Here is a 13,269-nt window from a genome sequence, read left to right as displayed (position 1 = left end):
TGAGGAAATATTATGAGGCTACTAGTAATTCCTGTAATTCATGATATACCGAAAAGGCGAAGTCTCCAAAGAGACTCCGCCTTTTCAACGTACAATGAACTTCAACAAAATGTTTTAGTTTTAAAGCCAGCGATTAAACTTCCTGATGTATATTCTCTTTATAATTTCAGTAACTAGAGCATATATTGTTAAAATTCCAAATAACCATGGGAAATAATACAACGGAAGTGGAGTTAAGCCAATTTGGGTACTTAACCTGGTAAATGGAAGGGAAATTCCTATAATCATAACTAAACCTGTAAGTATCAAAACAGGTCTAGCAGCCGTACTTTGTAGGAAAGGAATATGTTGAGTACGAATCATATGCACAATCAATAATTGTGTTAATAATCCTACTACGAACCAACCCGTTTGAAATAAGGATTGCATTTCAGGAATATTTGCACCAAATATATTCCACATTACAATAAAAATGGTTATATCAAAAATACTACTTACCGGCCCAATAAAAATGATAAAGCGAAATAAATCTTTCTTCTCCCAACTTCTTGGTTTTACTAAAAATTCATTGTCTACTTTATCCCATGGAATTGAAAGTTGGGATAGATTGTATAGCAAGTTCTGACATAATATCTGAATTGGTAGCATTGGAAGAAAAGGAATAAAGGCACTAGCAATTAATAAACTTAATACATTTCCAAAATTTGCACTTGTTGTCACCTTAATATACTTTAATATATTCCCAAACGTTGTACGACCTTCCACAATAGCATCTTCTAATACATATAAGTTCTTTTCTATAAGTATAATATCTGAACACTCTTTAACAATATCATCTGCTGTATGGATAGATATACCAACGTCAGACTGCTTTAAAGCAAACACATCGTTAATTCCATCTCCCATAAATCCAACTGTATGCCCATTCATTTGTAGTGCCTTAATAATACGGAATTTTTGACTAGGATTTAATTTTGCAAACACACTCGTATTACTCGCAAGTTTTACTAATACCTTATCAGGAAGACTATCAATTTCATAACCAAGTACTGGTTCTCCTATATACAAGCCCATTTTCCTACATATATTTCTTGTAACGGACTCATTATCACCAGTTAAAATTTTTACTTGTACTCCTTTCTTTTGTAGAGTATGAAGTGCAGCGATAGCAGATTGTTTGGGTGGATTTAAAAAACCTACATATCCAACAAGTGTCATATCTGATTCATCATCAATAGAGTAACCCCCTACTTTATCACTCTTTAACTCCTTATATGCAACTGCAACAACACGCATCCCCCGTTCATGCCAGAGTTCAATTAAGTGTTTATTTTTACGCTGAATGTCATCTGTAATAGGAATTATTTTATTATTTTCTTTTATATAACTACAAAATGATGTAACTTCTCTAACAGCACCTTTACATAACAATATTCGTTCGTTAGCATTTTTTTCTATTACAATAGAAACTCGTCTTCGATTAAAATCAAATGGGCATTCATCTATTTTTGAGTATTGAGATATATCAAAATTACTACTATCTCTTACATAACGCATAACCGATAGATCAATTTCATTTTTATATGCTGTATGAAAGTAACCATTTAAATACGCTAATTTCAAAACCTCATCCGACTTCTCTCCATTAGTATCTGTATGGCATACCAGGTCCATTTTATCTTCTGTCAATGTGCCTGTTTTATCGGTACAGAGAATATCCATAGCTCCGAGATTATGGATAGAAGATAGTTGTTTTACAAGTACCTTCTTTTTACTCATATTAATAGAACCTTTAGCCAAATTAGCGGTTACAATCATTGGGAGCATCTCTGGAGTAAGTCCAATCGCTACAGCTAAAGCGAATAAAAATGCCTCATACCAATTCCCATTTATAACTCCATGTATCATCATAACAATAGGTGTCATGATAATCATAAATTTAATTAATAGCCAGCTAACTTTACTTACCCCTTTATCGAATCTAGAATCAGATTTCTTGTTCAGTTTAAACTGATTCTTTGCTATTGAACCAAAGTAAGTATCTGTTCCAGTACATACAACTATCGCTTTTGCGGTACCACTTATAATATGTGTTCCCATAAAACAAAGATTTTCTAATTCAATTAAATTCTGGATTTTTCTAATTTTACGTTTTTTGTACATATGGAAATGTTGATTTGATTTTTCAATGGGTAATGCTTCCCCTGTTAGAGAAGATTGATTTACAAGTAAATTTTCTGATGAGATAATTCGTACATCTGCAGGTACAATGTTTCCAGCAGATAATTCTATAATATCTCCTGGTACAAGATCCTCAAGAATAACTTTTACCTTTTCACTTTCTTCTAATACCGCCCTCTTATTTTCCCTATACGGAACATTTTCCCCCCTGAGAACAGTTACCTTTTCATATACAAGATTTTTTAATTTTTCTATAGACTTTTGAGAACGAATTTCTTGTATGAACCGAATTAACACACTTAAAGCCACCATAATGCCTACAATAATAGTACCTATTTTATCATTAGTAAGAAAAGATAATATTCCTAATATAATTAAAAGAAAAATAAACGGACTTCTAAAAGAATTAAATAATGTTATATACCATCTGATTCTTTGTTGATAAACCACTTTATTTTTTCCATATACTCCAAGCCGCTTAGTAGCTTCCTCCTGAGAAAGTCCATGAGACGTTGTTTTAAAAAAAGCTAGCGTCGACTCAACATCACATTTTGCAATCTCACTTAGCATTTTATAATTTTTGCTTAATATTTCCTGATTATAAAAAGATTTTTTTTTATTAATTCGCAACAACTTTACCTCCTATCCATTTAATAAAATTCCCCTGTTTTTCAAAATATAATTTTAAAACTAAATTTTTTAACTACCATGAATTTTCAATCAAATTTAGAAGCGCTATTGCACTTAAATAGTATTATTCTCACCATAAAAAGTAATATTTATTTATAAGCTTTACTCTTTAGCAGCAAAACTTTAGAATATAATGTGGTCTGTCGCTAGTATAGTGTAGACGCTTTATTTATTTTTTTTGAAGTTAGTTTTAACTATATAATGGGTTATTAAGGCCCATAAATTTTTTATAAACCTAATAGCATTTTTGCAATGGTAAAGTACAGAACTAACCCCGTCCCATCGACTAACGTCGTAATGAACGGACCCGAGATAACAGCTGGATCCAGCTTTAACTTATTTAGAATCAAAGGTAATACAGATGAAACAATAGACGACCAAATAACAATGAATAATCCTGTAATAGCTACAACTTGTGCGACTTCAGTACCTACGCCTAAAGTGTATGCACGAATTAATGCTGCCACGGCTAATGTAAGCCCAAGTAAAACACCTACTAATGCCTCTTTTTTCATGACACGAAATATATCTTTAAATTTCACCTCATTTAGAGCTACAGCACGCACCAATGTAGTTACAACTTGTGTACCTGTATTTCCACCAGTTCCGATTAACAATGGAATAAAGAAAGCCAGTGCAACTACATGAGTCAAAGTTTCTTCATAATGTCGAAGTACAGAGCCAGTATATGCTTCTGCTACAAACAGAAGTAATAACCAACCTATACGTTTACGGTATATATGCCAAATAGAGGTTTCGAAATATGGCTTATCTAATGGGGTACTTCCTCCTAATTTTTGAATATCTTCGGTTGCTTCTTCTTCGAAAACATCCATTGCATCATCAAAGGTTATAATACCTGCCATCCGATTTTCCATCGTTGTTACAGGTATAGCGGATAAATCATAATCCATTAGCTTTTGTACAGCTTCCTGTTGGTCTAAGTCTACTGAAACTGAAATAACATCTGATGCCATTATTGATGATAGAGTCTTATCATCTGATGCTAGCAATAATTCACGAATAGAAACAATTCCATTAAGCTGTCCACGTGTATCAAGAACATAAATATACGATATAGATTCTACCCCTGCCCCAATTTTCCTAATATGCGACAGCGTATCTTTCACTTTCCAATTTTCCCTGGCAGCGATATAGTCAATTGTCATCAGGCTGCCCGCTGTTCCAGGTTGAAAAACCAGCAGATCTCTAATTTTTTGTTGAGATTCTTCAGATAAAAGTTGTATCAATTTTTCAGCCTGAAGTGGATGAATTGAAAGAATTACATCAACGAGGTCATCAATGGATTGCCTAGCTAATAGCTTTTCCCCTTTATCCACAGACAAGTTGGTGTAAATATTATATTGCTCCTCTGGAGTAAGGTAACTAAGAATTTTCGCTCCTTTTTCAATAGGAAAACATTTCATTAAAGATATCTGATCTTCATGATGAAAATCTTTCATTCCCATTGCAATATCATAGGACTGAGTTTTTAAAAGTTCTCGCACTAGGTGTATGTCTTTTGTCGTTAATAATTGTTGTAAATATTTTTTCATCGTAATTCCTCCTTAAGGACAGTAGTACTATTTAGTCATTTTCCCACTTCTGGGAAAACAAATTTCTTAATAAATATGGGATCAATATCATCAATCATTAGTTTTCCCCCCTTTTTTAAGAGATTTATTACAAATAAAATTTTGCATATAAAAAACCTCCCCTAGTGATTCAACTAAAGGAGGTTGATTTAAAAAAGACATAGCTAAATAAAGCTCATTCCCCCCTAGTTGAGTTTTGGCACTATACAACGTAAAGGATGAATCATTCATCACTTAGCTATCTTAAGAAGAGCCTTAATCCGACAATTCCTGTTCTACCCATTGGCATCTTTCGATATTTTTGGGCAATAGCCTGTGTTTGTATAGGAGCCTCACCTAACAGGTTATAAATATTTAAAATTTTTTGTTCGTTTCGTGTTAAAGCATATCCACTATTTTTGAGCTTGTCAAGTAATAATAAAACTTATTTCTTCATTTTTTGATATCATACCATTCCCAAATCATAGATATAAACAACTGAATACTAATTTATATTCATACAACGAACTTTACAATTTATGCGCTAAATTTTCTAAACTATAAACTAGTGAACTACCAGCCACTTAACGCCCTAACGGACTGTTTGAAGTGGGGGCTTCTCGGTTAGTCGTTACTTTTGATAGCTAACGAATTCTTCCTAAGACAGCCGAGCTAACTCCCTTGTTCCAAAGGTTATTTTATTGCTATTTATGCTAACGCTAATAGACGTATTGCTTCATTTTTGATATTGATAGCTGCGTTATAATCTCTATCGAGATTTACACCGCATTTACAAGAATATACTCGTTCAGACAATGATATATTTTTTACATTTCCACAACTGCTACATGTTTTTGTGGAAGGAAACCATTTGTCTATTTTCACAAGTTGTTTTCCTTGTTCATTTAGTTTATAAGCTAAGAAAGAAGTGAACATACCCCACCCATTATCAGCGACACTTTTTCCAAAATGAAGTGCTTGCGACATTCCTTTCATGTTTAGGTCTTCAATAGCTACAACATCAAAATTAGCAGCTAACTTTTTAGACTCATGATGAAGGAAATTCTTACGTTGGTTCGCTACTTTTTCATGTAACTTAGCTACACGGATACGTTGTTTATTCTGACGAATAGAACCTTTTGTTCTTCTTGATAATACTCGTTGTGCCTTTGCTAACCGGTCTAACATTTTACGATAGAACTTAGGATAATTGGCTTTCTCATCCTCAGAACTAACGTATAATCCATCCATCGCAAAGTCTAATCCAACAACTGTTTCTACTTCTTTTTGTACAATCTCTTTTTCGTATTCAGTCAAGATGGACACATAGTATTTACCGGTAGGTGTCATAGAAATTGTACATGACTTGATCATATAATCTTGTGGTATCTCTCTATGCTGTTTGATACGTACCATTTTCAGTTTTGGTAATTTGATATGACCATTAAGCAACATAATATTTCCGTTTACTACATTCGTTGTATAAGACTTTCTGTCTTTTTTACTTTTGTATGTTGGGAAGTCATTTTGACCACTAAAGAAATTCTTATAGGCAGTTTGCAAGTTTAGTTGAGCATTTGCCAAAGCTAATGAATCAACTTCTTTTAACCACTCAAATTCTGCTTTGTATTTCGCAGGAGTTGGAAGCTTTTGTTTCTTTAGTTGTTCCTTATCATCTTTGTATTTTTCGTACGCTTCTTTCCGTTCCGCTAACATTCTATTATACACGAAACGTACACAACCGAAGGTTTTACGCATAAGATATGCTTGTTCTTCTGTTGGATACAAACGGAATTTATATGCTTTATTATGCTTTGTCATATCATTTCACCTCACTTTTCACCTTGGTTTTCAATATATTTCTTTACTACATCTATTGGAGAACCACCAGTAGTTAGTAAGCAAAAACTTCTTGACCAAAACATCTCTTTCCAAAGTTTCTTTTTCACTTGTGGAAAATCTCTTTTAATGAGTCGAGAGCTTGCACTCTTATAAGCATTGATGAATTTTGTCATTTCTGTATTCGGATGTGCCTTGAACAAAATATGAATATGGTCTACATCATGATTCCACTCTACCAGTGTTATGTTGTAATTCTCGGATAACCTGACAAACATGTCTTTTGCATAATCTGACATATCATCATCAAACACATTTCTTCTGTATTTTACGACCAACACAAGATGATAATACAACAAGAATACTGAATGATTATTGCTGTCTAATTTCATTGATATACCAACCTTTATTCTTTATAAGACTGATTATATCAGAGGCAAAATAAAAAGCAAAGCCTTTTGGCTACGCCAAACCGAAATTCATCTCCCACCTACCGCTGGGCTACGCCCTTCACGCGCTTGAGGAAGGAGAATTCTTTCGAGGAATTCGTTAAACCTATGCTGTACAGTGCTAAAACTCAATGAGGGGGACCTTTATGATAAAACGACTTGTTTAGCTTTTTCCTAACAAGGTTTCTTTGTCTTGAAAAAGGCCTTTACTCATATGAGTAAAGGCCTTTTAAATGTGAATATAGTACAAAAAGAAAGGGTGAATCTTCATGAAAAAAATTGGATCTATCAAAATAAAATAAAAGTTATTTTGGGTACGTTATTTTTTATTTTCCTATTGGGAGGAACGTATATATACTCTCAATTTTATAATTTTAGTGATAAAACATATCGTGAACTCAAAAGAGGACGCAAATCTATGAAAAAAGAACATAAAATATCCCCTTTAAAAGATAATATTTCTATCCTAATCATGGGAGAGGATAATAGTGAAACAAGAGAAGGAGAATATGGAAAAAACGCAAGGTCAGATGCATTTGGTGGTATAGATAGTACAATAGATACTGTTGAAAAGTTTTTGGATATTCCCGTTGATTATTATATTAAATTTTGATTCATTCTTAAGTCTTATTGATACGATTGGAAAAATTGAAGTAGATGTTCCTGTCACATTTACAGAACAGGATAGCCTAGGCCAAGCAGATGCGATTCATTTAGAAAAAGGATATCAACACCTAAATGGCGAACAGGCCTTAGCCTTGACTTGGACACGCCATATTGATAATGATTTTATGCGTGGACAACGGCAGTTATTAGTTATAGAAGCGATTGGAAAAAAGATATTAACCATGAACTCATTAAGCAAGTTGAATAGTATATTAGATGAAGTTAGTCCACATATGTCTACCAATTTATCCACAACAGATATGTTCTCTATTGCTAAAACTATGATGGACCACTCACCTAACATTAACAAAAGGCAAATTAAATGTGATGATAAATATATAGATGGTATATACTATGCACAACCTGATATAGAAAGTGTTCAACGGATTTCGAAAGATTTAAAATAGGAATTACAAAAAAAATAAGAGTTTTTTAACAAATGTGCCGAAAGAATGCTCCTTTCTCAAGCTTGTGAAGGGCGCTAGCCCAACGGTAGGTCGGAGATGAATGATTGCTTTCGTCGTGGAACTGAGAAGCTTCCACTTCAAGCATTGCTAAATGGCGAGTGGTTCACTGTATTTTATTTCAAACAAGATTTATACAAATGAAATGATTTATAGATTTTCTTATATAAATCTCTCGCAATATTTGAAATTTAAATATAAAAAAGCAGAAAGCATTCTTGCTAACAAGAATGCTTTCTGTTTTACACGAGTCTTTTAGTAACTATTTATTTTTAGTAAAAAGAATATAACTCGGGTCATAATATACCCATTGATCATCATCAATACTTAACCATCCATTTTGTTCCTTATATACAGAATATGATTCATTTTTATTTAGTTTACGAATTACTTCATAAGCCGTCCCGGGTCCCTTGCGCAGATTTACTCCAGAACCAGTTATGGTAACAACACCTATTGTATTATTGTTATTATTATTTAATACATGTAGCATTCTATTCAGAAAGGCAGCGGCTTCTCCGCGAGTGGCTGTACCTTTGGGCATAAATTCATTTTTTTCATTTCCTTTTACAATCCCTAGTCCATAAACACGTTGTACAGCTTGTTTATCATACGCTAAGTTCTGATCAGTAAAAGGCACGTCTACTAGCTTTCCAATAATATTTTTATATTGTAACGCTCGATCAATCATAATGACCACTTCATCACGCTTAATTGTGTCATTTGGAGCAAAAATATTATCTCCTCTACCATTTATGATTCCAGCTGCTGCTGCACGATTAATTCCATCTATTAATGAGGGGTTTGCCGTATTAAGATCCGTAAAGTTTGAAGTACCCTCAGGCAACTTTAAGGATCTAGTAATAAGTGTTGCAAATTCTGCTCGAGTAACAAGACGATTCGGCCAATATGAACCTTGTCCATCTCCTACCATAATCCCTTGCGATGCTAATTCACGAATATCCTTTTCATACCAACCACCGGTAATATCATCTTTATTGTTAGCGTTATAATAGTTTGTTGTACCAACTAAGAAATCATTCCAAGCATCTCTTTTAATCATTTTTGATGGACAAATTTTCCCGCTCCAATTTTGATGCTTAACCACATGATCTATAGTAATATCTAACTCCCTCATCAAATATGCTGTTAATTTACGAGCGTTATCCACAGCTTTATCATAGTTCCCATCACTATTTACAGCAATTTCAATTGCAATGGATTGTCTATTTCCAGTTCCATTCGTTCCATCACCTGCATGCCACCCGTTCTCATCTAAAGGTAGATGTTGATAAATCTCTTTATCATCCACTGTAAAATGCCATGAAGCAGCACGATCTGTATTCCCTGTTGCTTGATTATATAAATATTGTGCGTGATTTTTTGCACCTGCCCCTGGGCTCTCATTATCTGTTTCATGAATTGTAATATACTTTGCATTCATCGCATATCCAGGACGAATATTATCGTTACCTTTTGGAACAATCCATTCTGTAAATGGTACACCATATATATTACTAGTAGTAGCTCTTTGTTTAATAAGTGAAGGCTTTGACCCTTTAAATTTTACAGAAGGCGACTTTATCCATTTGATCTCACCATCAGTTTGTATTTGAAACCAATCTCCTGCCTGTGTTATAGCATCTAGTGTTTGGGGTTCTAAACTACCATTTTCTTTAAATTCATCAAATGGAGATGAATAAACTTCTGTTTTCTCATTAATTACTATTTTTCTTGAATCACTTGGTAAAGTATAGATATTTCTTTCTATAAAGGTTTGATTACTATTATATATCCAACCTTCTCCCGAGCTTGTTTGAACAAAATGCCAGTCACCTTTCTTCTTTGTTCCTGTTGCTATTTGTTTAGGTATTTCACTGGTAACAGTAGATTGTATATTAGGATAATCATATAAAGTAGTTTGTTTTTGGATATTTACAATAAAGTTTCCTTGTATTTCACCATTTCCATCTATTTTATCCCCTTTTCCATCCTCATCTCTCATATTATCTTCAATACTCTTTATCGCTTCTATATCAGAAGACGTTATTTTAGTTCCCGTTACTACATTTTCTACTGAATCTGCAAACGAAGTAGTAGGAATATTTATGTTTACTATTTGAAGTACCATGACCGTTGCTAAGACGTTATAAAGTCGTTTATTCATATTAATTTTTAACACACAATGCACGTATTGCGCTGTGTTAAATCCCCCTCCTTTTTTAAAATAGTTTTAGCAAATTTACAAACGGAAATAATTTCAATATTCTGTAATTTTATAATAGAAACCACCATTTCTGTATTATTGTATATAAATAAAAGTGGAAATTATCTTTAATAACAGTTCTCCCTCCTCTTCCCATATTCATATTTCTAATAATTACACGCATTTTAGAGTAGCGTAAAAAAAAAGAACTACAATGATAAAGAATAATTTACCTCTTGAATTTCAGAGTTTAACAAAATTTTATGCAGTGAATATGGGGAAATTATGTCCGTTATTTGAATTCTAATATTTATTTATAGTGATTATATATTCGAAATAAAATTAACTTATTCAAAACAATATGTAAAATTATTCGAAAATATCATAACCACATTTTTTACTCAATACGCGTGAGAATTGCTCAATGTTTAGAATTAATAATTGAAGTACATATTATCTATGAGGTGCCTGTTCACTCTATATAGTATGTTTTTTGATTTTCATTATTTAGAGACCTCATAAGCAGGTGGTGATAACGATCACTTGCTTTTAATATTATTATATTCTTAATATGTGATTTATCACATTGATGATACTGCCCACCAAATGTTTACAAAAATACTTACACATTATTTTCCTTTCAACTGGGCTTACAAATAAATATATAAATAATATCAATTTTCCATCCCAATTTATTATGTTATTTTTACTTAATCACTTAAAGAAAGCGAAATTACAGCCAATCCATTGAATTCGCCTCTTTTTGCTCGAAAATTGTTCTACAACTATTACTCAAAATAACGTCTATCAAAACATTTCATTATCGAGCAGTTACATTCTACATGAAATTCCTTTCTAATTAACAGCTGGTATTCATCATCTCAAAAAATTCAGTAACTTCATCATACTGTTTAGCAAGTCTATAAAATGAAGAACACTTAATATCATATTTCTTCATTGCTTCTATATTTAAAAATTTCAACTCTAAATACAATAAGAAAAACAAAAATAACTTGTAGAAATCACTACAAGTTATTTTTCAAATAATGTATAAAAGGTGAATCAAACTACCTCATTACTCGAAACGAGGCCCCCCCATAATTACCATAAACATTTGGGCGTAGTTTCAATATATATCAATCTCCTATGTAAGTGGCTTCCATAATGCTAAAGCGAATATCCAATTCGAGTCACCATTTCCTTGATGATTTTGAACAGCTTCATACACTTTCCCTTGATGTTCTACTTTATCTCCCTTTGTATATGCCTTCTTCGAATCCCATTTTTCATAAGATTCATTTTGATTTTTTGTTTTTATTAGGAGAATGTTACTTTGAATCGATGTATTTCCAGCTGCATCTACAGCCTTCACTGCATATTTATATTCCTTATTAACTGTAAGATTTTGATCAATAAACGTCGTTCCTTGTACCGTTTGAATCAATTGTCCATCACGTAATACCTGATATTCTTTTACACCTACATTATCTGAAGAAGCATTCCATTGTAGCTCTACACTGTTAGAAGTAACGTTGCTTGCATATAATCCTTGTGGCTGTGTGGGAGCTTCTGTATCTGGTTTCGGATTAACAATGTTATCTACTTTCTTCAATCCTTCTTTTGTAATCTCATACACCACTTTATCCCCAAAACTTTCCTGAATGTTTTTTTCTATATTTGTAATGGTAGCTCTGTTCGCACCTTCTAAATGTGTGAATTCAATAAAATCGCCTACTTTTACTGGAATTTTTGCTTGCTCAGCATTTTGTTGCTTATTTCCATAAATCTCTTTGTTATAGATCACTTTACCTGATGTGTTTTGCACTTTAATACTTGCATATGTACTATCAAAGTAGTTATGTGGTACACCTGCTCTTAGATCAATTTGCATTTCTTCTGTTGATTTATTTAAATTTACTTTCGCATATTCAAAATCACCAATCCCTTTCAGAGACCATGCAAATTCGTTACCTTCAAAAATGTTTGGAGATTGATTTTTGATTTGTACCTTTTTCTCAACAGTTTGATCAAATAAATCAGTTAATATAATTTTTGCATAAGTATTTGTAGATAATAGTATAGATTGACTAACCTGACTTTGATAAGATTTAATATTATCAATTATCTCGATTGGTTGTCCTGTCATATTTTCATCATTATAAATTTCAATTTTACCTTTAAATTGTGGTGTGCTATTTTCTTTTAGTTTCCAAGATACATTTAATTTTTCATTTTCATAATATATAGATTGGATATCAAAATCTATTTTTCCTATTTCAGGTTGAGTAGGTTGAGTTAGCGTGAATATTTTTCCTGTTCCAATGGTAGACTGCGTATTACCTCCTGCTTTGACCCATACATATTCTGAAGTAGCTCCTCCATCATATTGATGAGAAGTATCATGCTGTCCAGAAATACTTTGATTATTCCAAGAACTCCATTGTTTATCTACTAACTTTCGGCTATAACCATTTTTCAGGCGCGCTTCTCGAACATCCTGTCCATTACCAGCCCAGTCTTCTTGAAACATTCCTAATCCATGATTAAATGCAACATTAGCAACCGGAAAGTCCATAATTGCAATTAGATGCCATTTATTCTTTCTTACATCTTTCATCCATTGTCCAAATTTAGTATGACCATTTTCTTGCCATGAACGCATTGTCATTCTGTACCAATTGTAATCTTTCCATCCATAAGTTGTTTGAACCTTCAGTCCTGTTCCTTCTCCTCCAAAGAGTCCAGCTTGTGAATTCGGAGATAAGTATTCGGCCTTTATAGCTTCTTTAGAGGCAATTGGATCCCATAAGGCAAAATGTAAAGTACGTTTTCCATTTTCATCAAACCCACTTTGTTGTTGAAAACCAGCGTATCCCCCAGCTTCACCACCTGCATTCCAGTTGTGTACAGCCCAATACGTATAAGGTGCAGTCTGAACTGGTGACCAGTCTATACTAATAATATCTGAGGAAGCTGTATTTTGTGGACTCACATAAACTGAAGGAGCAGCTGAACGTGTTACTGCTTTAGTGTGCGAAATAGACGTTCCAAACATAGAAAATATGCTACATGCTGCGGTAATTATAATAACTTTATTAAATCTTTTTTTCGTTTTCTGTCTAATCATTAATCTACTTCCTTTTCTAATTTTTATTATTAAATAATAACTTAATAGAGAAATCTATCAAGATTCAAGCAAC

Annotated in this window: 8 protein-coding genes and 1 riboswitch; of the genes, 2 read left to right on the top strand and 6 right to left on the bottom strand. The window is 32.9% G+C overall.

Annotated elements, in window-relative coordinates; all coding sequences use genetic code 11:
- Window positions 1-120: 120 nt before the first annotated feature.
- From mgtA to tnpA, 4 genes are all read right to left on the bottom strand, one after another.
- Window positions 121-2,814: a magnesium-translocating P-type ATPase gene (gene mgtA, locus MKY70_RS29350; RefSeq protein WP_341026668.1), complete on the bottom strand. Its 2,694-nt coding sequence runs from the start codon at window positions 2,812-2,814 to the stop codon at window positions 121-123.
- Window positions 2,815-3,098: 284 nt separating this feature from the next.
- Window positions 3,099-4,427 (bottom strand): magnesium transporter, encoded by a 1,329-nt coding sequence (gene mgtE, locus MKY70_RS29345; protein ID WP_341026666.1) that lies wholly within the window; start codon window positions 4,425-4,427, stop codon window positions 3,099-3,101.
- Between the two features lie 213 nt (window positions 4,428-4,640).
- Window positions 4,641-4,817: riboswitch (M-box (ykoK) riboswitch) on the bottom strand.
- Window positions 4,818-5,153: 336 nt separating this feature from the next.
- Complete coding sequence (locus MKY70_RS29340) at window positions 5,154-6,266, bottom strand: RNA-guided endonuclease TnpB family protein (protein ID WP_341026664.1); 1,113 nt, start codon at window positions 6,264-6,266, stop codon at window positions 5,154-5,156.
- Window positions 6,267-6,277: 11 nt separating this feature from the next.
- Complete coding sequence (gene tnpA / locus MKY70_RS29335; RefSeq protein ID WP_341026662.1) at window positions 6,278-6,676, bottom strand: IS200/IS605 family transposase; 399 nt, start codon at window positions 6,674-6,676, stop codon at window positions 6,278-6,280.
- Between the two features lie 271 nt (window positions 6,677-6,947).
- Between tnpA and MKY70_RS29330 the strand changes: the two genes are divergently transcribed.
- Both MKY70_RS29330 and MKY70_RS29325 read left to right on the top strand, forming a co-directional pair.
- Window positions 6,948-7,346 carry a hypothetical protein gene (locus tag MKY70_RS29330; protein WP_341026660.1) on the top strand — a complete coding sequence of 133 codons (399 nt, stop codon included), beginning with the start codon at window positions 6,948-6,950 and terminating at the stop codon, window positions 7,344-7,346.
- The gene (locus tag MKY70_RS29325) at window positions 7,324-7,806 is read left to right on the top strand and encodes an LCP family protein (RefSeq protein WP_341026658.1); all 483 of its coding nucleotides are present in this window, start codon (window positions 7,324-7,326) and stop codon (window positions 7,804-7,806) included. The genes MKY70_RS29330 and MKY70_RS29325 overlap by 23 nt, the downstream gene beginning before the upstream one ends.
- 319 nt (window positions 7,807-8,125) lie before the next feature.
- On the opposite strand, the gene MKY70_RS29320 is transcribed toward MKY70_RS29325, so the two are convergent.
- Both MKY70_RS29320 and MKY70_RS29315 read right to left on the bottom strand, forming a co-directional pair.
- On the bottom strand, window positions 8,126-10,030 hold the full coding sequence (locus MKY70_RS29320) for an S-layer homology domain-containing protein (protein ID WP_341026786.1): 1,905 nt from the start codon (window positions 10,028-10,030) through the stop codon (window positions 8,126-8,128).
- 1,183 nt (window positions 10,031-11,213) lie between these two features.
- On the bottom strand, window positions 11,214-13,196 hold the full coding sequence (locus MKY70_RS29315; protein ID WP_341026657.1) for a DUF3472 domain-containing protein: 1,983 nt from the start codon (window positions 13,194-13,196) through the stop codon (window positions 11,214-11,216).
- Between the last annotated feature and the right edge of the window lie 73 nt (window positions 13,197-13,269).

Source organism: Bacillus sp. FSL R9-9492, from assembly GCF_038007365.1.
GTDB classification, from domain to species: domain Bacteria; phylum Bacillota; class Bacilli; order Bacillales; family Bacillaceae_G; genus Bacillus_A; species Bacillus_A mycoides.
The sequence above is the reverse complement of the archived record's forward strand: the minus strand, read 5'-3'. Positions and strand labels throughout refer to the sequence as shown.